This is a genomic window from Pseudomonas sp. CFBP 8772 (genome assembly GCF_014841665.1).
GTDB classification, from domain to species: domain Bacteria; phylum Pseudomonadota; class Gammaproteobacteria; order Pseudomonadales; family Pseudomonadaceae; genus Aquipseudomonas; species Aquipseudomonas graminis_B.
Map to the genome: position 1 here is coordinate 1 of NZ_JACYUI010000015.1, position 22,277 is coordinate 22,277.

Sequence of the window (22,277 nt, forward strand, 5' to 3'; positions counted from 1 at the left end):
ACGCAGGTTTCTTTTTGGTTGGCATACATGCACCTCTTACTCATGTTATGCCCGAACACAAAATTTCTGACACCCCCCGGTTGACCGCCGCATGCCCGGGGACAGATTGATTTACGGTGAAGCGTTGTAAATAAATCAGTCCCCTCGATACTCTCGATATTAGTCCCCTCGGTATTCACTCTGCAGTGCAACAGTGCGCGGTTACTCCTGCTCGCCCTCTTCGTCCTCATCACTCGCCGAGATGCCATTGAGCACCACGATGCGGTGGTCGGCGTTGCCGTCGTTAACGACCCAGCTTTGCAATTCGGCATCAAATTCGGCGGCGTCGATCTGCGCCAGCGAGAAGCGCCAGACCTTGCGCTCGCGGCCGTCCATGCTTTCGATCTGGAGCATGTCGTCGAGGGTAAATTCGAAGGCGTGCAGGCCGTCGATTTCCAGCATGCTGTGGGCGGTCAGCGCGTTCTGGAGTTCAGTGCGCAGGGATTGAGGTGTCGAGGTCATGGCAGTCGTTCGCATCAGTGAAAGCGCGAATGATAGGTGAAAAGACGCCGAAGCAGTGGCTTCGGCGTCGATAGAGAGCGAAGTCAGTCCTGAACCGCTTCCCTGGCGTAGTAACGCGCCGGGATGCCCCAGACGATCAGCGCGATGGCCAGCACGCTGACGGCGAACAACGCAAACAGCGCAGGCGTCGCCGTGCCGGTGAGGTCCTTGATGCGGCCGACCATGAACGGCGCGATGATCCCGCCCAGTTGCCCGAGGGAGTTGATCAGCGCGATGCCCGCCGCCGCAGCGATACCGGTAAGGAAGCGCGGCGGGATGGTCCAGAAGATCGGCATCCAGGCGATGATGCCGGTCATGATCATGGTCATGCCGATCATCAGCGGCAGCAGTTGCCCGGGAAACAACGCACACACCAGATAGCCCGCAGCCGTCAGCGTTGCGCAGCCCGCCATGTGCCAGCGGCGCTCGCCGTGGCGGTCGGAGCTGGCGCCGATCAGCAGATTGCCGATCACCGCGCCCACATACGGAATCACCGTCAGCAGGCCGATGTTCAGCGTATCGATCACACCGGCAGTTTTGATCAGCTGGGGCATCCAGAACAACAGCCCGGTCAGCGCCATGACCAGGCACAGGTAAATGCCTGACATCACGTAGGTGGTCGGGTGCTTCCAGATGTCTTTCACGGTCTGTTTGACGACGGGTTTGGCCTCTTTCGCCATCCGCGCCAGCACCACCTGTTTCTCCTGATCACTGAGCCAGGTGGCGTCTTCGATACGGTCCTTGACCAGCCAGAACACCACGCCGCCGAGCAAGATGGACGGGATGCCTTCGATCAGGAACAGCCAGCGCCAGCCGGCCAGGCCCATAACGCCATCGAAGTGACCGAGGATCAGCCCGGCAATCGGACCGCCGACAATCCCGCACAGGCAGATGGAGCTTTTGAAGTAGGAGTTCACCCGCGCCCGACGTGAGCCCGGGTACCACTGGGTGAAGAAATACAGCACGCCGGGGACAAAGCCCGCCTCCATCACGCCGATAAGAAAGCGCAGCGTGTAGAACCAGAACTCGGTCTGCACGAACATCATGCACGCGGACGCGATGCCCCACGACACCATGATCCGTGCAATCCAGATCCGCGCGCCGATCTTGTGCAGCAGCACGTTGCTCGGCACTTCAAACAGGAAGTAGCCGACGAAGAACAGGCTCGCGCCCAAGCCGTAAACGGTTTCGCTGAAGCCCAGATCGCTGGCCATCTGCAATTTGGCGAAGCTGATGTTGACGCGGTCCAGGTAGGCAAACAGGAAACAGGCGATGAACAACGGCACGATTCGCCAGCTCACCTTTCGATAAATGCCGTTCTCGAGCGCGTCGACATCGACCCGTTCCAGCGGGATGGCAGTGGCGGTCATGGGTCGCACCTCGTTTTGTTTTTATGGGGGTGTCGGGGTGTGCAGGAGGCGGATACGAAAAGCCCTGCAGGAGCGTGCTTCTGCAGGGCTTGATGACTTAAAGCTGCTTGATGCCACCCGGCTGGAAAACGGCCTCGGCCGGCGCAATACCGTTGATCAACGGCGCGCCAAATTCATGCTGGCTGATTTCGAACTTGTCCCCCGGCCGGGTCTTGATGCCGTCGGCAAACGACAGCGTCGCGGTGCCGAAGAAATGCACGTGGACATCGCCAGGCCGCAGGAACTGGGCGTATTTAAAGTGGTGGTACTCAAGGTTTTCCAGGCTGTGGCACATGTTGGCCTCGCCGCTGAGAAATTCCTTCTCCCACAGCACCTGGCCGTCACGGTGGATGCGGCTGGTGCCCGCCAGGTTCTGCGGCAGATCGCCAACCCGCAGCTCCGGCCCGAACGAGCAGGCGCGCAGTTTGGAATGGGCGAGGTACAGGTAGTTCTTGCGCTCCATGACGTGATCGGAGAATTCGTTGCCGATGGCGAAACCCAAACGGTAAGGCTTGCCGTCGTGACCAATCACGTACAGGCCGCTCAGCTCAGGCTCTTCGCCAGCGTCTTCGGAAAAGGGAGGCTGCGGGAACGACTCGCCCGGACGAATGACGATGCTGCCGTCGCCCTTGTAGAACCACTCCGGCTGCACGCCCGGCTGACCGGCCGCCGGCTTGCCGCCTTCCAGGCCCCATTTGAAGATACGCATGGTGTCGGTCATGCCCGCTTCGTCATTGCCTTGCTGGTGCATTTTGTCCCGCGCCGAGGCGCTGCCCAGGTGCGTCAGGCCCGTGCCGCTGACCAGCAAGTGGGCCGGATCCGGATGGTCCAGCGGCGGCAGAATCATCAAATCGGCGCGCAGCTGCGAGTAATCGTGATTGTCACCCAGGCCCAGGCTGTCGACCTGCTCGGCGAGGGAGATGTGTTTTTCGATGGCCGCCAGGGCCAGCTCACGGGTGCTGGTCGCGCCCTGGATTTCGCGCACCAGCGGACCGTCCACCAGACCGACGCGACGCTGGCCATTGCCCAGCTCGAACTGTACTAAATGCATGGGGTTCTCCTGTTTGGGGTCTACACGGCCGCTCCACGGAGCGGCCTGCGGTTAACGAGAGCCGCGCGCGCTGGCGGCAAATTTCGATTCGGGCAACACGTGCTTGCGTTCCAGAACGCGGTAGACCACACCGGTCAGGATCAGGCCGCAGATCATGACGCCGGAGAGGAAGTACAAGCCGCTGGCCAGATTGCCGGTCAGTTCTTTCAGCCAGCCGATGACGAAGGGGCCGATGTAGCCGCCCAGATTGCCCACCGAGTTGATCAGCGCAATGCCCGCCGCCGCACTGGCCCCGGCGAAGAATCGACCGGGCAAGGTCCAGAACACCGCGGTGCAGGAAAACAGCGAGAACGCCACCAGCGACAGCGCCGCCAGTTGCAGCACCGGAACCGTCAGGTACGCGCTGAGAAACAAACCGATGGCGCCGATCACATACAGCACCGCCAAGTGGCCATAGCGGTCATTGAGCCGGTCGGAGCTGCGCGGCACGATTAACAGGCCGACGATGCCGAAAATGTAGGGCACGGCAGAAATGAAGCCCGTGGTCAGATCACTGCCGCCAAACTGTTTGATCAGCGTCGGCAACCACAGGCCGAGGCCATAAATGCTCAGGGTCACAGGGAGATAGAACAGCGCCAGGAGCAGGACGCGTTTGTCTTTCAGCGCGTGCAGCGGATTGCCATGGCGGGTCTGGCCGTATTCTTCCAGGTCCTTTTTCAGCTCGCCAGCGAGCCATTGCTTCTCGACCGGGTCCATCCATTTCACGTCTTTCGGGCCGTCAGGCAGCCAGCGCAGCACCGGCAGGGTCAGCAGAATCGCCGGCGCGCCGATGCACAGAAACAGCCACTGCCAGCCGTGCAGTCCGGCCACCCCTTCCAGGCCCAGCAAACCACCGGAGATCGGGCCGGTGATCATCATCGCGATGGGTTGGGAAAGGATGAACAGGCCGAGGATCTTGCCGCGATGGCGGACCGGGAACCACTGGGTGATGTAGTACAGAACGCCCGGGAAGAACCCAGCTTCGGCAGCGCCAAGCAAGAAGCGCATGACATAGAAACTGGTCGGGCCCTGGATAAAGGCCATGCCCATGGTGATGACGCCCCAGGTGACCATGATCCGCGCGAACCAGCGCCGCGCGCCGAAGCGTTCGAGCATCAGGTTGCTGGGGATTTCCAGCAGGAAGTAGCCAATGAAGAACAGGCCGGCACCCATGCCATAGGCCGCGTCGCCGATGCCGACGTCCGCGCCCATGTGCAGCTTGGCGAAACCGACGGCTGAGCGATCCACGTAGGCAATCAGGTAGAGCAGGATCAGGAAGGGAATGAGTTTCAGGGTAATGCGACGAATAAGCCTGAGTTCCTGGCTCATGGATGCGGTCCTCATTGTTTTTGTTATGGAAGCCTGCGGGGATCGCCTCTGCCTTCGTGTGCGCATTGCTGCGGGTGAAGCCGGCAGGGTCGTCCCTCGGTTGAGATCGACTATATAGTATTACTATTTAAGGTTACAACTCTTCCACTGGTGACATTTTCGGCCTATTTTAGTCAGCACCTGCAGCCTTTAGTCTTACAAATAAAGCCTTACAATAAGAGTGCTGATTTATGTCTGATTCCAATAAAAAACCCGTGCTGCGCTCCGCCCAGTGGTTCGGTACCGCCGACAAGAACGGCTTCATGTACCGCAGCTGGATGAAGAACCAAGGCATCGCCGACCACCAGTTCCAGGGCAAGCCGATCATCGGCATCTGCAACACCTGGTCCGAACTCACGCCCTGCAACGCTCACTTCCGCACCATCGCCGAACACGTCAAACGCGGCGTAATCGAAGCCGGTGGTTTCCCGGTTGAATTCCCGGTCTTCTCCAACGGCGAATCGAACCTGCGCCCGACCGCCATGCTGACCCGCAACCTGGCAAGCATGGACGTCGAAGAAGCGATCCGCGGCAATCCCATCGACGGCGTTGTGCTGCTGACCGGATGCGACAAGACCACCCCTGCCCTGTTGATGGGCGCTGCCAGCTGTGACATCCCGGCCATCGTCGTCACCGGCGGGCCGATGCTCAACGGCAAACACAAAGGCAAGGACATCGGCGCCGGCACCATCGTCTGGCAGATGCACGAATCCTACAAAGCCGGGCAGATCAGCCTCGACGAATTCCTTTCCGCCGAATCGGGCATGTCGCGCTCGGCCGGCACCTGCAACACCATGGGCACTGCTTCGACAATGGCCTGCATGGCCGAAGCGCTGGGCACCTCGCTGCCGCACAACGCTGCGATTCCTGCGGTGGATTCGCGCCGTTACGTACTGGCGCACATGTCCGGCATGCGGGCTGTTCAGATGGTCAACGAAGACCTGCGCCTGTCAAAAATCCTGACCCGCGAAGCTTTTGAAAATGCCATCCGCGTCAACGCGGCCATCGGCGGTTCGACCAACGCGGTGATCCACCTCAAGGCCATTGCCGGTCGCATCGGCGTGGACCTGGAGCTGGACGACTGGACCCGCATCGGGCGCGGCACACCAACGCTGGTGGACCTGCAGCCTTCCGGGCGCTTCCTAATGGAAGAGTTCTACTACGCCGGTGGCTTGCCGGCCGTATTGCGTCGTCTGGGCGAGAATAATCTGATCCCCCATCCCGACGCCTTGACCGCCAACGGCAAGACGCTGTGGGAAAACGTGCAGAACTCGCCAATCTATGGCGACGATGAAGTCATCCGCGCCATCGACAATCCGCTGGTCGCCGACGGCGGCATCTGCGTGCTGCGCGGCAACCTTGCGCCACTGGGCGCGGTGCTCAAGCCATCCGCCGCCACGCCTGCGCTGATGAAGCACCGGGGTCGGGCGGTGGTGTTCGAAAACTTCGACATGTATAAGGCGCGCATCAACGATCCGGACCTGGACGTGGATGCCAGCAGCATTCTGGTGATGAAGAACTGCGGGCCGAAGGGTTATCCGGGCATGGCCGAAGTTGGGAATATGGGGCTGCCGGCCAAGCTGCTGGCCCAGGGCGTGACCGACATGGTGCGGATTTCCGATGCGCGCATGAGCGGCACGGCGTACGGCACGGTGGTTTTGCACGTGGCGCCCGAGGCCGCAGCCGGAGGTCCGCTGGCGGTGGTGCAGGAAGGTGACTTCATCGAACTGGATTGCGCGACCGGCCGTTTGCACCTGGACATTCCGGAAGCGGAACTGACCGCGCGCCTGGCCGATTGGCAAGCGCCGCCACAGTTGTTGATCGGCGGATACCGTCAGTTGTACATCGACCATGTGATGCAGGCGGATCAGGGTTGCGATTTTGACTTCCTGGTGGGTATGCGCGGCTCGGAAGTGCCACGGCATTCCCATTGATTAGGAGCCATTGATTGAATGCGCCACGCCCTTACAGGTGGAGGCAGAGTCCACCCTCGCGCTCTGTCGCCAATGCTATGATGCGCCGCATTCACCGCTCAGGATTGCCCCGCGCCCCATGGATTACCGTAAGCCCTCCGACCGTAAAAGCATGCACTCGCGCATTGTCCAGGACATCGGCATGCAGATTGTCTCGGGCCGCTTCAAGCCTGATGACAAACTCCCCGCCGAAGCCTTGCTTTGTGAAGAATATGCCGTCAGTCGTCCGGTGCTGCGCGAAGCCACGCGGGTGTTGGTCGCCAAAGGGCTGGTGTATTCCCGGCCGCGGGTGGGCACGGTGGTCAAGCCGCGCCGGGAGTGGCACATTCTTGATCCGGACGTGCTGCACTGGCTGATGCAAAGCTCGCCGCAGAATGAATTTTTCGCCCTGCTCACCAGCGTGCGCAGCATCATCGAACCAGCTGCCGCCGCGCTCGCTGCGCAACACGCGACCCCCGAAGACCTTGCGTCCATCGGCGAAGCCTACGACCGCATGGCCGCCGCGCCCACCGTCGAGGACGTGCTGCAACCGGACCTCGATTTCCACAGCCGCATTGCCGACGCCACCCACAACGACCTGCTCGCGCACTTGTGCAACATGCTGTCGCTGGCACTGCGCGAGGCGTTGAAGCATTCCAACAAACGCCCGAACCTGCACGAACTGGCCCTGCCCCGTCATCGTGCGATCCTCACCGCCATCGAAAACCGCGATGCGCTGGGTGCCCATCACGCGACGCTGGTACAACTGGACGATGCACGCAACGCGCTGAATGTGGTGTTGGGGCAAGGCGTGAAGCTTTAACGCCACAAAACGACGCGTTCACTTCGTAGGACCGGCTTTAGCCGGGAAGCCTTTGATCTGCTCGACCGCAGCCAAGCCCACCCAATCTCAGGGCAGATAAATGCTGAACAACCCGCCGCCCAGCTCGCCGCCGTTGGTGATTTCGATGTGGCCGGGGACGCCTTTTCGCTGGTGCTGCTTGGCGATGTTCGCTGCGAAATACAAACCCAGCCCTGTGCTGCCGCTGTTCTGGTTGATGCCCAGCACGTAGTCGGTGTGCTCCTCGATCATGCGCGCAGGAAAACCCGGGCCGTCGTCGTTGATGCTGATCACCAGCTGCTCGCCGACCTGGCCTGCCGTGATCAGCACTTCACTGCGCGCAAAGCGAATGGCGTTGATGACCACGTTGGACACCACCGACCCCACCAGCTCCCGATCAAAGAACCCCGGTAGACCGAAATCGTCCACCGCATAGCGGGCCGTGATGCCGCGGCTGACGAGCACCTCCTGATGGAAAGCCAGCTGCGCTTCGATAAAGTCATCCAGCTCGTGATAATCCGGGCGCAACGGCAACTGGTTCACGCCCAGCTTGTACAGCCCCAGCAACTGCACGAGCATGCCGTTGAGATGAGCGAACTCGTAGTCGATGACGCCCTGACCCGGCGTACCCCGACAGGCCTCGGGAAGCTGCTTGACCCACTGGCCGTGGGCCTGGATCAACGACCCCAGCGAGTTCTTCATGTCATGGACGGTGGAAGCAATCACCATCGAGAAGTCGAGCCCGAGATCCTGATCTTTCATTCGCCAAAAGCCCTGAGCCGCAGTTTCTGGAAACGTTCGAAGCGAGCGTCGCTTTCCGGCATCTTGCCCACCATCTTCAGACTGTTCTGACATTCCGCCAGGCTCGCCGCGTCGAGGTTATGAACGCCCATGTGCAGCAGCGACTGCGCCATGTTCAGCGCGATACTGATGTTCTTCGGTTGCAGGGCCAGGCCCTGGCGGAACAGGTCCTGCGCCTCGCCGAGCTTGCCGGCGCGGTAACAGCGAATGCCCTGAATGTTGAAATCGATGGCCGCCTTGCCCGCGCCCAGAATTTCAGGATCGTCGGTCTGCCTGGCGATGTTCTGCATGACCTGCGGGTCGTCACCGTAAATTTCGGCACAGCTTTTCAGAATGCCCGCGCCAGCGTCTTCCTGGCCGAGGGCCTTGAGCTGCGAAGCCACTGCCAGTGCCGCATCGGCGCTGAGAAACTGCTCCATGCCCTCGAGCCGCTCCATCGCCTGCTCGGTCAGCTTGGCGGCCATTTCAGGGTCGGAGGACGCGACGCTGGTGGCTTTCATCAGACGCGCGCGCACTTGCAGGCCGGCGTCGTTGCCGTTTTCCTTGGCCACTTCGGTCAGGGTCTGGTTGATCTCCACGCGGGTGCGCGCATCCAGGCCGCGTTCGCCGCCACGGCTGATCAGGGCCTGCGCAAAACCCAGGTTGGTTTCCGGGTCTTTGAAGCGGGAAAACTGGCCCTGGGAAACGGCCTGACGATACGCCTTTGAAGCGCCGTCGAAATCCTCGTTTTCCAGCGCCAGCTTGCCCAACAGACGCTGACGGCGCACGGCGTAAGGCGATAACCGCACCGCTTCTTCCAGCATCTTTTGCGCACGCTTGCTATCGCCGGTCGCCACCAGCACGTCCGCCAGCCCGTCATACAGCACCGGCATGGCATTGAAGGCGCGAATGGCTTCTTCGTAAACGGTCTGCGCTTCAGCATGGCGCCCACGCTTGAACAACAGTTTGCCCAACGCCGCATAGGCCCAGGGTTGCGGACGATCAGCGAGGATCGACTTGAGAAAGGCTTCCAGCGGCTCGTGCTGATTGAGGTCACGCAAGGCGTCGGCTTTATAGCGCAGGCAAAGCGGCGCGAAGCGGGGTTCCTGTTGGGTCAGTGCGACGCAGGCGTTCAGCACCTCGGTCGGATTGCCACGGTCCAGCGCCTGCAAAATCGGCTTGAGCAACGTCTTGCGCTGGACGATCTTCTCCAGACGCTGAGCCAGGCTCGCGCGGTTGAACGGCTTGGTCAGGTAGGCATCCGGCTCCCACTCCAGCGCACTCATCACCATCGCCTGGCTGTTTTCGGCGGTGACCATGACGAACACACTTTCATGGCTGATCAGCCGATCGGTCATCAGGTCTTCGAGCACCTGTTGGCCGTTCTTCTTGCCGTCGCCCAGATTGAAGTCGTGGAGAACGAAGTCGTAGCGCTTCTGCGCGCACATCTTCAACGCCTCCTCGCCGGTGTCGGCGGTGTCCACCACCTTGACCCCCAACTCGCGCAGCATCGATCGGACCGAACTGCGGAAGTCGGAAAAATCGTCGACGATCAGAAAGTTTTTTTGGTTCCACGCCAGCATCGAGATTCCTGTCACCGGATAAAAATTCGGCCCTGAGGCACTTGCAAGAGCGGCGGTCTCGTCCCCGACGTCGGGGTAGAGACGGCCAATAGAGTTGCGGCATGACGCCACTTGTCCGAGTTATCGGCGGCAGCGGAGCAAAGCTTAGGCACCCGGCGCTGGAAAAGTGACGCGTACGCGCCGTTGCGACGGAGGATCAACGCCCAAGCAAGCGCAGGAGAATGGGTAAAGTCCTCGGGCGTCCCGCCGATATCCAGTCATGCAACGCGTAGCCAACAGCCACAACCCCACCCTCTCCGAGTGCGCCCTATGTCCTGGCTGACCGATCTGAAATTGAAGACCAAGCTCCTTTCGGCATTCTGCCTGTGTGCGCTGATCACTGTAGTGGTGGGTGTGCTGGGACAGAGCGGTATCTCGCGCCTGTACGAGCTGTTTGAAAATACGGTGAGCGACAACCTGGTGTCGATCGCCAAGGTCGATTCGGTCAAGGCCAACGTCATCGCCACCAACCGCGACTTTTTCAAGGCCATCGGACTGAGCGCGCTCAAAGCCAACCCTGACGACATCAACGCCGCGATCCAGTCACTGAAAGAAAACCAGGCCCAGGCCGAGACGGACTTCAAGACCTACCGCGCCACGCCGCTCGATCCGGATGAAAAAGCCGCAGGCGATGACTTCGAACGCGACTGGGCCGCTTACATCAGCGCCGCCCTCAATGCGCTGTCTGTGGCGCAGAGCGGAGACCTGGAGCAAGCCAGCAAACTGGCCGCGACCAGCGTGACGCCCAGCTATCGCAAGACCATGGGCGAATTGAAAATCATGATCGAATCCAATCTGCGCCAGGCCAACGAGCAGGCACAGGCCGGGGTTGAAACCGACACCCAGGTGACGTGGATTCTGATCATCGGTTCGCTGATCGCGGTGGTGTGCGCCATTGCGCTGGGGCTGATCGTCACGCGCATGATCACCCGGCCGATCTATCAATCGGTGGCAAGCGCCACTCGAGTGGCGGCCGGCGATCTGAGTCAGCCCATCCACGTCGGCGGCCAGGACGAAACCGGGCAGTTGCTCAAGGCGCTGTCCACCATGCAGGGCAGCCTCAAAGGCACGGTTCAGCAGATCGCCACCGCCTCGGATCAGCTGGCTTCTGCGGCTGAAGAGCTGACCATGGTGACCGACGACAGCACCCGCGGGCTGATGCGTCAGAACGATGAAATCCAGCAGGCCGCCACGGCCGTCAACGAGATGACCGCCGCGGTGGAAGAAGTGGCGCGTAACGCCGCCAGCGCGTCGCAGGTGTCTGCGCAGACGTCCGAAGACGCCATCAAGGGTCAGCAACAAGTCCAGCAGGCTGTCACCGCGATGAACACCATGACCGTGGAAATCACCGAATCGACCGAGCGCGTCGGAGCGCTGGCCGGGCAGATCCGCGACATCACCAAAGTGCTCGACGTGATCCGCGGGATTGCCGAGCAGACCAACCTGCTGGCGCTCAACGCGGCCATTGAAGCCGCCCGCGCCGGCGAGCAGGGTCGAGGCTTTGCGGTGGTGGCGGACGAAGTACGTGCCCTCGCCCACCGCACCCAGACCTCCACCGGCGAAATCGAATCAATGATCACCAAGGTGCGCAATGGCGCCGACGAAGCCGTGCAGGCCATGGGCAAGAGCCAGGCGATCGCCGTGCATACCCAGTCACTGGCCACCGAAGCCGGCCGGGCACTGGAGCGCATCAGCGAAGGCGTCAGCCAGATGAACGAACGTAATCTGGTGATCGCCAGCGCGGCCGAGGAACAGGCGCAAGTGGCTCGCGAGGTAGACCGCAATCTGGTGAACATCCAAGACCTGTCGACGCAGACCGCGGCAGGCGCCAATCAGACCAGCGCGTCGAGTCAGGCGTTGTCGCGACTGGCCGTGTCGTTCCACGGCATGGTGGGCAAATTTACGCTGTAATCCGCTTGGCGTTTCGGCGCCAGGCCTGCCAATCGTCCCCCTGAGACAAAATGGCGTATTGACTAATTTGACACTCGATTTGTCGAAAATGACATTTCGGGTACAATCCCCGCCCGCCGCAGGGGATGGACCTGATGACCAGGTTCTGCGGTGGATGATGTTTACTCAAGCTGCTGATTCCAATGATCGAATAAAAAGCACAGCGCCGAGGGACATAGAACACGAGGTCGACCTGTTGACTGGCCTCTTGACCCTTCCTCCTCGTTTTCCGAGAGCGAAGCCTGTCTGACGTTCGCGCCGTACGATGGCGCCCGGCACTGCAGGACGTTGCGCGACGAATGCGGCAGGCGGATAACTTTCTATCTATTGGATGATTCGATGTTCAAGAAAACGAGCACCGCTCTACTGGGCCTCGCGATTTCGGCCACCTTCCTGCAAGCCCACGCCGCAGAGAGCAAGAAAGTCGATGTCCTGCTGATCGGCGGCGGCATCATGAGTTCGACCCTGGGCGTCTGGCTCAATGAACTCGAACCAAGCTGGTCGATGGAAATGGTCGAGCGCCTCGACGCCGTCGCCGAAGAAAGCTCCAACGGCTGGAACAATGCCGGCACTGGTCACTCCGGTCTCGCCGAGCTGAACTACACGCCTGAAGACAAAGACGGCAAGGTCAATATCTCCAAAGCCATCGAGATCAACGAAGCCTTCCAGGTCACCCGTCAGTTTCTGTCCTGGCAGGTCCGCCAGAACGTCCTGAAGAACCCGCCTTCGTTCATCAACACCACACCGCACATGAGCTTTGTGTGGGGCGATGACAACATCAAATTCCTGAAAAAGCGTTATGACGCGCTGCAAGCCAGCCCGCTGTTCCGCCCGATGCAGTACTCCGAAGACCCGGCGCAGATCGCCAAGTGGGTCCCGCTGATGATGGAAGGCCGTGATCCTTCGCAGAAGCTGGCGACCACCTGGACGCCAATCGGCACCGACGTGAACTGGGGTGAAGTCACCCGTCAGTACGTGTCGTACCTGCAGACCCGCCCGAACTTCGATTTGAAGCTGTCCAGCGAAGTCAACGACATCACCCGCAACGACGACGGCTCGTGGCACGTTGAATACAAGAACCTGAAAGACGGCACCACCACCGGTACCGACGCCAAGTTCCTGTTCATCGGTGCAGGCGGCGGGGCATTGAAGCTGCTGCAGAAATCCGGCATTCCCGAAGCTCAGGAGTACGCAGGCTTCCCGGTTGGCGGTTCGTTCCTGGTGACCGAGAACCCGACCGTGGCCATGCAGCACATGGCCAAGGCTTACGGCATCGCCTCCACCGGCGCGCCGCCCATGTCGGTTCCGCACCTGGACACCCGCGTGCTGGACGGCAAGCGCGTCATCCTGTTTGGCCCGTTCGCCACCTTCTCTACCAAGTTCCTGAAAGAAGGTTCGTACTTCGACCTGTTCAGCAGCATGACCACCCACAACATCTGGCCGATGACCAAGGTGGGCGTGGAGCAGTACCCGCTGGTCGAGTACCTCGCCGGTCAGCTGATGCTGTCTGACGACGACCGCTTCAAAGCGCTGCAGGAATACTTCCCGCACGCCAAGAAAGAAGACTGGCGCCTGTGGCAAGCCGGTCAGCGCGTACAGATCATCAAGCGTGACGCTGACAAGGGCGGCGTGTTGAAACTGGGCACCGAAGTGGTTTCTTCCCAGGACGGCACCATCGCTGCCCTGCTGGGCGCATCGCCAGGCGCATCGACTGCTGCACCCATCATGATGAATGTCCTGGAGAAGCTCTTCAAAACCCAGGTCGCGACGCCTGAGTGGCAAGCGAAGATCCATCAGATCGTGCCGAGCTATGGCACCAAGCTGAATGATTCGCCAGCCGCTGTTCAACAAGAGTGGAACTACACCGCCGAAGTGCTGCAACTGGGCAAGCCGCCTGTGCTCGATCAGAGCGTCGGCACCAGCACTGCCGCGCCGGGCAAGCCTGCTGAAAGCAAGCCCGCCAGCGACATGGCGCTGTAACAAAGTCTGACCGGTTGCATCGATTCCGATGCCGCTGATCACGAAAGCCACGAGACTCCGCGTCTCGTGGCTTTTTTATTGCCCATTGATCCCGTCGAGTGACGCGCGAATTGCCCGAGGAATTCGTCGGCCGCTGATGACGTGAAAATGAACGGCAAGCGCTTGCGTTGTGTCCACCCTATAGAACCAGTGAGGGGCAACGGTATGGACGCTACAAACACGCAAGTGCTGAGGGATGTTGTCGTCATCGCAGGTTCACGAGGCGCCCCCGAGGCCCTCCGTCACCTCCTCGCCAAGCTGCCGGCGGATTTTCCCGCTGCCGTGCTCATCGTGATTCACACCCACCCATTAGGTCCGGACTACCTGGCGTCTGTGCTCGCTCGGTACTCGACGCTGCCTGTGGACTACGGAAAAGAAGGCGAACCGGTACTGCCGGGCCGTGTGTATCTGGCTCCTGCGGACCGGCATCTGGAGATCGTCTCGCCCGGGATCATTCATCTCGACGACGGCCCCAAGGTACACCTCGCACGTCCTGCCGCCGATCGCCTGTTCGCCACGGCTGCCGAAGTGTTCCGCGAGCGGGTGATCAGCCTGGTGCTGTCAGGCGGCGACTCCGACGGTTCGGATGGCGCGGTAGAGGTCAGGAACGCTGGCGGGTTGAGTTTCGTACAGCGTCCCGAGGAAGCGCCGGTGCCCAGCATGCCGATTGAGACGATGCGAAAAACTATTTTGAGCCCTCAGCTGAGTGCGGAAGAAATGGCGGACGCGCTGACCAAAGCGGTCCGCACCGTCAACAGCTGACATTTCACAGGAGGCCAGAGAGCATGCCAGGAGGCGAACAGCATCCGCCGCCGTCAGGCGCCTTCGATCAATTGGACTTGGGGCCGGGGCGCAATACGGCCGTGTTTCGCCTGACCCTCGCGTTCATGATCATGGTGCTGATGACGTTCCTTTCAGTCGAGGGGTGGCGCGCCTGGCGCGATTACACCCACGCCTACGATTTCGCCCGAGACTCGGTCACCAACCTAGCCCGTGCCATCGCGCAGCACGCCGAGGACGCCATCCGGCAAGTCGACATCCTTACCTACGCCCTGGGCGAGCGGGTGGAGGGCGATGGCTTGGCCGCTATCAACGTTCCGCGCCTCCACACACTGATGGCGGAGCAATCGAAGCTCATGCCTCAGCTCCACGGGCTGTTCATCTATGGCGCCGACGGGCGATGGATCGTCACCGACAAGGACGTGACCCCGGACACCGCAAACAACGCCGACCGTGACTATTTCAACTATCACCGCACCCACACCGATCGCCGTGTGCGCATCAGCAACGTGGTCAAAAGCCGCTCCACCGGCGAGCTGATCATTCCGGTCTCCCGAAGGCTGAATAACGCTGATGGCTCGTTCGCAGGTGTGCTGCTGGGGACCATCAAACTCAGCTACTTCATGGATTATTACGGCGACTTCAAGATTGATGATCGCGGTGCGCTGGTGCTGGCGATGCGAGACGGGACCATTTTGGTGAGACGCCCGTTCATTCATTCCGTGGTGGGGCAAAGCCTGGCTGACAGCGAGATCTTCAAGCGCTACCTGCCGACCGTCAACGAAGGGATCGTCGAGATCAAAGCCGTGGTAGACGGCACGTACCGGTTGTATGGATTTCGTGCGCTGTCGAGTTATCCGCTGGTGGTCGCTGCCGGGCTGTCGAGAGAATCCTTCGTCGGGCCGTGGCGTCGCGATCTGCTCAAGTCCGGACTTGTGCTGCTGGTCCTGGTCGCCGGCTTTATCGGATTTGCCTTCATCGTGCTCACCCAGCTGCGCGGACGGATGGCCATGGAGAGCGAGATTCGCCTCGCCCATCAGGCCGTCAGAGACATGGCCCTGACCGACAGCCTGACCAGACTGGGCAACCGGCGCCTCCTCGACATGACCCTCGAAACCGAGATCGGCCGGGCAAAACGACAGCGCTACCCCCTCGCCTTGATCATGCTTGATATCGACTACTTCAAGCGCTTCAACGACCGCTACGGCCATGCGGCGGGTGACGACTGTCTCCAGCAGGTCGCCCAGGCCATCAGCGGCGTGTTGAAGCGGCCTGCGGACCTCGCCGTTCGCTACGGTGGCGAGGAATTCACCGTGCTGCTTCCGGATACCGACCTCCAGGGTGCGGGCCGCCTCGTGGAGGACATCCTGCAGGCCATCCGGGCGCTTGCGCTGGAGCACGCCGATCATCCTGAAAAGATCGTCACCGCAAGCGCAGGCGTGACGGTCAGGTTCCCTGCGCGGGAAGACACGACGCCTGCCGGCATGATCAAAGCGGCGGATGCCTATCTTTACTGCGCGAAAAATAATGGCCGCAATCGGTGGTACGCGGATCAGCACCCACAGGCGAGCGCGCAGGCATGAATGACAGCTCGGGTTGACTGGCGGGTGGGCGAGAAGTGAGACAGGTGTTCGGGCGGGAGTAAAAGCGAGTCAGATATGTCCCCTGCAGGAATCGAACCTGCATCTAGCCCTTAGGAGGGGCTCGTTCTATCCGTTGAACTAAGAGGACACCAAATCGGACGGCGTGCATCTTAACGACAAGGCGCTGGCTTGTCATGTCGTCATTATCAATGGGAGCTGTAAGACGCTGCCTCTCGCTCACATCATAGGGCCATCGTGCAGAATGCAACGATGGCCATGGGCCTTATTGCAAAACGCAACCCTACAATCCTGAAAATCCTAATTATCCTATTGATTTTAATAGCATTTTTTCGGACTAAGGGTTGGCATGCAGACTGCAACATACTCTTCGCGAATCACCCCTCTGAACGCCGTCCAAGCGAAGGTACCCGAGATGAACATGACACTGTCCCTGCTCAATGCTGCCGCGCTTGTCGCATTGGTCGCCCTCCACTCCCAGAACGATGGCAGCACGTCAGAGACCGTGAAATCAGAGAGCATCGCGGTTCAGGCGCAGCCTCATCACCTCATGCCACAGACGCCACGGTTCGCAGTCATGCCAAGTCAGGGCACGGAAGCCATTCTGGCCCATGACAGTGAAGAAGCCGTGCCGGTGAGTCGCTCGGAGCGCTGGGTGTTCTGAACAGCGGGTGCTGATCAGCTACCACAACGGCTTCGACCCGCTTTCCATGAGAGAGCAACCCATTAGAGAGCAGCCATGTCCAAAGCAGCAATTTCGTTCCTGATCCTGGCCGTCATGGCCCTCGCCACTGACCAACTGCTGGCTCCGTCAATGGAAACCATGAGTACCCTGGCGAAAGCAGCCGCAGCAATTTTCGCCAGCCTGTTCGTTGCAGCGCTGTTTGTGGGTCGCCGTATCAAGTTTGACCCGGTTTTGCGTTAACCCAAGCCCCGAGCCTTCGCCAGCACTTGCTGGCGCATCAAGTCGCCAAACATACGACGCCGAATACCCTGTCTCTGTGGGCTTAGGCTTACGCTACAGCGACAAGGGCGCAATGAACCCTTCGTCTCTTTCTTGAATGCCTCCTCGTATTATCCCCAGTCTCCCTCTACGATGAAGACAGATTGCCATCACGGCGTTTGCCCAGCACTGCAAGGGTGATAAGAGTTTCACTTTGCAAACCAGGACGCATTTCGGATAATTGGTGCTGGCTAAAAGCCTTTATGTAGTTCAATATTTGTCACACATTTGACGCCAAGGAATCGACACGTTGGTGCAGGATGGCGATCCTTTATGCGGGCTGGTTGAACATTTCGGCCAAAAGACAGTCAGAGCATGACATCTGCGGCCTAATGTAGAAACCGCCTCTCTCTTTGAACTAATTCGGTTAAATATATGAGCCCTATGAAACAGGCCAATTATTCCAGTCGCACAGCTGACAAGTTCGTAGTTCGCCTACCGGAAGGCATGCGCGAGCGTATTGCGGACGTCGCCAAACAGCACCACCGCAGCATGAACTCGGAAATCATTGCGCGTATTGAGCAGAGTCTGATTCAGGAAGGCGCACTGGGTGATGAGCCGAGTCTGCGTCTGGACAGTCCGGAGCTTTCGCTCCACGAACGCGAGCTGCTGCAGCGTTTCCGTCAGTTGGCTCACCGCCAGCAGAACGCACTGGTTTCGTTGATTGCCCATGACACTAGCCTGGCAAACGACGACGAATAAGTCGTTTAAACCAGAGACTTTAAAGCCAGCGCTCTGCTGGCTTTTTTGTGCCTGAAACTTAATGAATTCATAGCTTCCAACCCATTAAGCGGCATCGCGCACATTAAAAAACCGCCCTGAAGGCGGTTTTGGGTGAAGCGTGGGGGTCAGAGCAAAAACACGGTGGCCAACCCCAGAAAGATAAAGAACCCGCCGCTGTCGGTCATGGCCGTGATCATCACACTGGCGCCCATCGCCGGATCGCGCCCCAGCCGAGAAAGGGTCATGGGAATCAGCACGCCCATCAATGCTGCCAACAGCAGATTCAACGTCATGGCGACGGTCATCACCACGCCGAGAGACCAGCTGTGGTACAGCAAGTAAGCGACGATCCCGATCACGCCACCCCACACAAGACCGTTGATGAGCGCGACGGCCAGCTCCTTGCGCATCAGCCGTGAGGTGTTGCCGGTGTTCACCTGATCGAGGGCCATGGCCCGGACAATCATCGTGATGGTCTGATTGCCCGAGTTGCCGCCAATCCCCGCCACGATCGGCATCAACGCCGCCAGCGCCACCAGCTTCTCGATGGAGCCTTCGAACAGGCCGATTACCCGCGACGCAAGAAAGGCGGTAATCAGGTTGACCGCCAGCCAGGACCAGCGGTTGCGCAGTGAACGCCAGACCGAGGCGAAGATGTCTTCTTCTTCGCGCAGACCCGCCATGTTGAGCACTTCGGTCTCGCTCTCCTCACGGATGAGATCGACCATTTCATCGATGGTCAGACGGCCGATCAGCTTGCCGTTCTTGTCGACCACCGGGGAAGAAATCAAGTCGTAACGTTCGAACGCCTGGGCGGCTTCATACGCATCGCCGTCAGGATGGAAGCTCACGGGATCACTGGCCATGACCTCCGACACCTGCTTCTCCGGGTCGTTGACCAGCAAACGCTTGATGGGCAGCACGCCCTTGAGGACGCCATCGGAGTCGACCACGAACAGTTTGTCAGTGTGACCGGGCAGCTCTTTGAGGCGGCGCAGATAACGCAGAACGACTTCCAGGCTGACATCCTCGCGGATGGTCACCATCTCGAAGTCCATGAGGGCGCCTACCTGCTCCTCGTCGTAGGACAAGGCCGAGCGCACGCGCTCACGCTGCTGGCTGTCCAGCGCCTCCATCAGCTCATGGACAACATCACGCGGCAGCTCTGGTGCGAGGTCGGCCAGCTCGTCGGCGTCCATTTCCTTGGCGGCCGCAAGCAGCTCGTGATCGTCCATGTCGGCGATCAGGGTTTCCCGAACGGAGTCCGACACTTCAAGAAGGATGTCGCCGTCACGCTCGGCCTTCACCAGTTGCCAGACCGTCAGACGGTCTTCGAGGGGAAGTGCTTCGAGGATGTAGGCAACGTCGGCAGAGTGCAGGTCGTCGAGCTTACGCTGCAGCTCGACGAGGTTCTGCCGGTGAACGAGGTTCTCGACACGATCCTGGTGCTGGCTTTCCTGACGGTGTGTCAGGTCTTCGACGATGCGCTGACGTTGCAGCAAGTCGATGACTTGGGCGAGACGATCCTGAAGGCTTTCCTGCGTCTTTTTTACTTCGATTTGGGTCATAGGCGAACTCCACTCCCAGCAGTGGAACCCGCCAGAAGATCAATCAGTCGATTCTTGATTGGTGAAACTTAGTGTTGAGTTGCTACTGGGTAAGTCCATGGAGGTAGTCCACAAGCCCCGGCGGGGCTGACGGGCGCAATCATACACCGCTTGCCGTGGCGGGAGGCTAAAAATTCAACGTGAAACAATCGGTTGCAACACAACGTTAACGCTGACGAAGTCACTCCTACCCCCTGGTCACATCCGGTGAACAAAACTCGCTCGCCGTGAGAAATCTTCACCGCTACCCTTTCCGCACTTGGATCAGGGAAGACATTGCGATGCCGCGCAACACTGGAGAGCTCCTCATCACCCTGGTGCTGTTTTTGCCACTCGGCGCAGGCGCCACCATCGTTAATCGCTGCGAGGATCAAAGCGGCAGGGTGACATTCACCACACTGAGCTGCCCCAGCGGTCAAGCCATGACCCCACAAGGTATCAATCCAGCGTCGGGCATGACTTTCACTCCCCCTCCTCCGCCTGCAATCGCGGACACCCTGCAAAAACGTAAAAGCAACGAAGTGGTGGTTGTGGGCCAGCGAGATGACGGTTGCGGCAATGTCCTGAGTGCGGAGCAGCGCCGAAAGGCGATCATCAATCAGCAGACGCCAACGGGGATGAGCAAACGTGACGTGGAAAGCTTGCTGGGGCGACCGGACAAGATCGTCAGCCGTAACGCTGAAGTCCGGTATGTGTATGAAGAGAAGAAGGGGCGCAGCCGACAGGTGTCATTCGATGAACACGGTTGCGTAAAAGGCAAACGCTAGAAAGCAAAAAGCCCGCATTTGCATGCGGGCTTTTCGTTTTATGGTGCACTCGACAGGATTCGAACCTGTGACCGCTCGGTTCGTAGCCGAGTACTCTATCCAGCTGAGCTACGAGTGCATATGGCGCTTTTTGAACCAGTTCACCTCTGGGTATCGCGTTTTACTTCTGGAAGTGAGTGGTTCTTCCGAAGACCTGTTGAAGCCAGGCTCTTTCTAACTTAAGACTGCTGTTCGTATCACTACAAACAACGCTTAAATGGTGCACTCGACAGGATTCGAACCTGTGACCGCTCGGTTCGTAGCCGAGTACTCTATCCAGCTGAGCTACGAGTGCATTTGTTGTCGCGCATTATAGGCCGTCAAATCTCTTGGTCAAGCACTTTTTCCAGTAAATTCAACAACTTACCAATCAAGCCAGATTACAACGTACTACGCAAATAATGGCGGAGAACGGGGGATTCGAACCCCCGACACCCTTTTGAGGTGTACTCCCTTAGCAGGGGAGCGCCTTCGGCCACTCGGCCAGCTCTCCGCAACACGGGGCGTATAATAACCACCCTTTTCCCCGTTTGCAAACCAAAAATTCAATAAAAATTAATGGCTTGGTTCTTCGTCCTTCTCTTTCTTTATACGCAGGTAAATCTCTTCGCGATGAACAGCCACTTCCTTGGGCGCGTTGACCCCAAGGCGTACTTGATTACCTTTAACGCCGAGCACGGTCACGGTGATTTCACCATCACCAATGATCAGACTTTCCGCGCACCGCCGAGTCAGAATCAGCATACTTATCTCCTTACCGCTTGCATTCAAGGGACAACAGTCTGCATAGACAAACGGCAGGGGCCCGAGCCGGAAGCGGCCGCAGGTCTATGTCTCAGTATCGACCAGCGCCGGAAAAAGAACAGTTTATTGCCCACATTCAGTATCGGAAGGCGCGACCAAAACCGCGCCCCCTGCCCAAGGCTTACTCGCCCTGACGTGGTGCGTCGAGTTCGAAGGCAGTGTGCAGCGCGCGCACGGCCAGCTCCAGGTACTTCTCTTCGATCACTACCGAGACCTTGATTTCGGATGTCGAGATCATCTGGATGTTGATGCTCTCCTTGGCCAGCGCTTCAAACATGCGACTGGCCACACCGGCATGGGAACGCATGCCGACACCGACGATGGAAACCTTGGCGATCTTGGTGTCGCCAATGACTTCACGGGCGCCGATTTCGTTGGCCGTGTTCTGCAGAACCTGCAGCGCCGCCTGGTAATCATTGCGGTGCACGGTGAAGGTGAAATCGGTGGTGTTATCGTGCGAGACGTTCTGCACGATCATGTCGACTTCGATGTTCGCGCCGCTGATCGGGCCGAGAATCTTGAACGCAACGCCCGGGGTGTCTGGCACGCCACGGATGGTCAGCTTGGCTTCGTCGCGGTTGAAGGCGATGCCCGAAATGATCGGCTGTTCCATGGATTCCTCTTCATCAATGGTAATGAGGGTGCCTGGACCCTCCTTGAAGCTGTGCAGTACGCGCAGCGGGACGTTGTACTTGCCGGCGAATTCGACCGCGCGGATCTGCAGGACCTTGGAGCCTAAGCTCGCCATCTCCAGCATTTCTTCGAAGGTGATCTTGTCCAGACGCTGGGCCTGCGAGACAACACGCGGATCCGTCGTATAAACGCCATCGACGTCGGTGTAGATCTGGCACTCATCGGCTTTCAACGCTGCAGCGAGCGCCACGCCGGTGGTGTCGGAACCGCCACGACCCAGGGTCGTGATGTTGCCGTCTTCGTCGACGCCCTGGAAACCGGCGACCACCACCACACGACCGGCCTTCAGGTCAGCGCGAATTTTCTGATCGTCGATCTGGAGGATACGCGCCTTGTTATGGGCGCTGTCGGTCAGGATGCGGACCTGATTACCGGTGTACGAAACAGCCGGCACGCCACGCTTGATCAGCGCCATGGCCAGCAGAGCGATGGTGACCTGCTCGCCGGTGGAAACGATGACGTCCAGCTCGCGTGGCACCGGCTGATCGCTGATCTGCCGGGCGAGTTCGATCAGGCGATTGGTTTCGCCGCTCATGGCCGACAGCACGACCACCAGATCATCGCCCGCATCGCGGAATTTCTTGACCTTGTCGGCCACCTGTTCGATGCGCTCGACCGAGCCCACCGAGGTGCCGCCAAACTTTTGTACGATTAAAGCCATCTCAAAGCCGCCTCAGCCCATGAAGGGC

19 protein-coding genes and 4 tRNA genes are annotated in these 22,277 nt (G+C 59.6%); 10 read left to right on the forward strand and 13 right to left on the reverse strand.

What is annotated here, in order from left to right; all coding sequences use genetic code 11:
* Positions 1 to 201: 201 nt before the first annotated feature.
* From IFT99_RS23105 to IFT99_RS23120, 4 genes are all read right to left on the reverse strand, one after another.
* Entirely contained in the window at positions 202 to 501 is a 300-nt protein-coding gene (locus IFT99_RS23105) for a DUF5629 family protein (RefSeq protein ID WP_192135403.1), read from the reverse strand.
* An 83-nt stretch (positions 502 to 584) separates the two neighbouring features.
* The gene (locus tag IFT99_RS23110) at positions 585 to 1,910 is read right to left on the reverse strand and encodes an MFS transporter (protein ID WP_192135405.1); all 1,326 of its coding nucleotides are present in this window, start codon (positions 1,908 to 1,910) and stop codon (positions 585 to 587) included.
* A gap of 97 nt (positions 1,911 to 2,007) precedes the next feature.
* The gene (gene araD1, locus IFT99_RS23115; protein ID WP_192135407.1) at positions 2,008 to 3,000 is read right to left on the reverse strand and encodes an AraD1 family protein; all 993 of its coding nucleotides are present in this window, start codon (positions 2,998 to 3,000) and stop codon (positions 2,008 to 2,010) included.
* Positions 3,001 to 3,051: 51 nt separating this feature from the next.
* Positions 3,052 to 4,368 carry an MFS transporter gene (locus tag IFT99_RS23120; protein ID WP_065986176.1) on the reverse strand — a complete coding sequence of 439 codons (1,317 nt, stop codon included), beginning with the start codon at positions 4,366 to 4,368 and terminating at the stop codon, positions 3,052 to 3,054.
* 230 nt (positions 4,369 to 4,598) lie between these two features.
* Between IFT99_RS23120 and IFT99_RS23125 the strand changes: the two genes are divergently transcribed.
* Together IFT99_RS23125 and IFT99_RS23130 are read left to right on the forward strand one after the other, a co-directional pair.
* Positions 4,599 to 6,341: an IlvD/Edd family dehydratase gene (locus IFT99_RS23125; protein WP_065986177.1), complete on the forward strand. Its 1,743-nt coding sequence runs from the start codon at positions 4,599 to 4,601 to the stop codon at positions 6,339 to 6,341.
* Between the two features lie 118 nt (positions 6,342 to 6,459).
* Positions 6,460 to 7,182 carry a FadR/GntR family transcriptional regulator gene (locus IFT99_RS23130; RefSeq protein WP_065986178.1) on the forward strand — a complete coding sequence of 241 codons (723 nt, stop codon included), beginning with the start codon at positions 6,460 to 6,462 and terminating at the stop codon, positions 7,180 to 7,182.
* A gap of 87 nt (positions 7,183 to 7,269) precedes the next feature.
* On the opposite strand, the gene IFT99_RS23135 is transcribed toward IFT99_RS23130, so the two are convergent.
* Both IFT99_RS23135 and IFT99_RS23140 read right to left on the reverse strand, forming a co-directional pair.
* Positions 7,270 to 7,962: a sensor histidine kinase gene (locus IFT99_RS23135; protein WP_192135409.1), complete on the reverse strand. Its 693-nt coding sequence runs from the start codon at positions 7,960 to 7,962 to the stop codon at positions 7,270 to 7,272.
* Complete coding sequence (locus IFT99_RS23140) at positions 7,959 to 9,563, reverse strand: response regulator (protein WP_065986180.1); 1,605 nt, start codon at positions 9,561 to 9,563, stop codon at positions 7,959 to 7,961. The genes IFT99_RS23135 and IFT99_RS23140 overlap by 4 nt, the downstream gene beginning before the upstream one ends.
* A gap of 309 nt (positions 9,564 to 9,872) precedes the next feature.
* Between IFT99_RS23140 and IFT99_RS23145 the strand changes: the two genes are divergently transcribed.
* From IFT99_RS23145 to IFT99_RS23160, 4 genes are all read left to right on the forward strand, one after another.
* Positions 9,873 to 11,513, forward strand: a complete 1,641-nt coding sequence (locus tag IFT99_RS23145; protein WP_192135410.1) for a methyl-accepting chemotaxis protein — start codon at positions 9,873 to 9,875, stop codon at positions 11,511 to 11,513.
* 378 nt (positions 11,514 to 11,891) lie between these two features.
* Complete coding sequence (gene mqo, locus IFT99_RS23150; RefSeq protein WP_065986182.1) at positions 11,892 to 13,532, forward strand: malate dehydrogenase (quinone); 1,641 nt, start codon at positions 11,892 to 11,894, stop codon at positions 13,530 to 13,532.
* A gap of 204 nt (positions 13,533 to 13,736) precedes the next feature.
* On the forward strand, positions 13,737 to 14,333 hold the full coding sequence (locus IFT99_RS23155; protein ID WP_065986183.1) for a chemotaxis protein CheB: 597 nt from the start codon (positions 13,737 to 13,739) through the stop codon (positions 14,331 to 14,333).
* 23 nt (positions 14,334 to 14,356) lie between these two features.
* Positions 14,357 to 15,934, forward strand: coding sequence for a sensor domain-containing diguanylate cyclase (locus tag IFT99_RS23160; protein WP_446731152.1), 1,578 nt, complete (start codon positions 14,357 to 14,359; stop codon positions 15,932 to 15,934).
* Between the two features lie 76 nt (positions 15,935 to 16,010).
* On the opposite strand, the gene IFT99_RS23165 is transcribed toward IFT99_RS23160, so the two are convergent.
* Positions 16,011 to 16,082: transfer RNA gene (locus IFT99_RS23165), tRNA-Arg, on the reverse strand.
* Positions 16,083 to 16,367: 285 nt separating this feature from the next.
* On the opposite strand from IFT99_RS23165, the gene IFT99_RS23170 reads away from it, so the two are divergent.
* From IFT99_RS23170 to IFT99_RS23180, 3 genes are all read left to right on the forward strand, one after another.
* Entirely contained in the window at positions 16,368 to 16,616 is a 249-nt protein-coding gene (locus tag IFT99_RS23170; RefSeq protein WP_192135413.1) for a hypothetical protein, read from the forward strand.
* A 75-nt stretch (positions 16,617 to 16,691) separates the two neighbouring features.
* Entirely contained in the window at positions 16,692 to 16,877 is a 186-nt protein-coding gene (locus IFT99_RS23175; RefSeq protein ID WP_192135415.1) for a PA3371 family protein, read from the forward strand.
* A gap of 453 nt (positions 16,878 to 17,330) precedes the next feature.
* Positions 17,331 to 17,657, forward strand: a complete 327-nt coding sequence (locus tag IFT99_RS23180; protein ID WP_065986187.1) for an Arc family DNA-binding protein — start codon at positions 17,331 to 17,333, stop codon at positions 17,655 to 17,657.
* Positions 17,658 to 17,803: 146 nt separating this feature from the next.
* Here IFT99_RS23180 and mgtE read toward each other — a convergent pair whose 3' ends face one another.
* Positions 17,804 to 19,246, reverse strand: coding sequence for a magnesium transporter (gene mgtE, locus IFT99_RS23185; RefSeq protein WP_192135417.1), 1,443 nt, complete (start codon positions 19,244 to 19,246; stop codon positions 17,804 to 17,806).
* Positions 19,247 to 19,566: 320 nt separating this feature from the next.
* Here mgtE and IFT99_RS23190 point away from each other — a divergent pair, with 320 nt between their 5' ends.
* Entirely contained in the window at positions 19,567 to 20,052 is a 486-nt protein-coding gene (locus IFT99_RS23190) for a DUF4124 domain-containing protein (protein ID WP_192135419.1), read from the forward strand.
* Positions 20,053 to 20,093: 41 nt separating this feature from the next.
* On the opposite strand, the gene IFT99_RS23195 is transcribed toward IFT99_RS23190, so the two are convergent.
* From IFT99_RS23195 to IFT99_RS23215, 5 genes are all read right to left on the reverse strand, one after another.
* Positions 20,094 to 20,170, reverse strand: a tRNA-Arg gene (locus tag IFT99_RS23195).
* Positions 20,171 to 20,309: 139 nt separating this feature from the next.
* Positions 20,310 to 20,386, reverse strand: a tRNA-Arg gene (locus IFT99_RS23200).
* 107 nt (positions 20,387 to 20,493) lie between these two features.
* Positions 20,494 to 20,584: transfer RNA gene (locus tag IFT99_RS23205), tRNA-Ser, on the reverse strand.
* Between the two features lie 62 nt (positions 20,585 to 20,646).
* The gene (csrA, locus tag IFT99_RS23210; protein WP_037013733.1) at positions 20,647 to 20,835 is read right to left on the reverse strand and encodes a carbon storage regulator CsrA; all 189 of its coding nucleotides are present in this window, start codon (positions 20,833 to 20,835) and stop codon (positions 20,647 to 20,649) included.
* Between the two features lie 181 nt (positions 20,836 to 21,016).
* Positions 21,017 to 22,249, reverse strand: coding sequence for an aspartate kinase (locus IFT99_RS23215; RefSeq protein ID WP_065986190.1), 1,233 nt, complete (start codon positions 22,247 to 22,249; stop codon positions 21,017 to 21,019).
* Between the last annotated feature and the right edge of the window lie 28 nt (positions 22,250 to 22,277).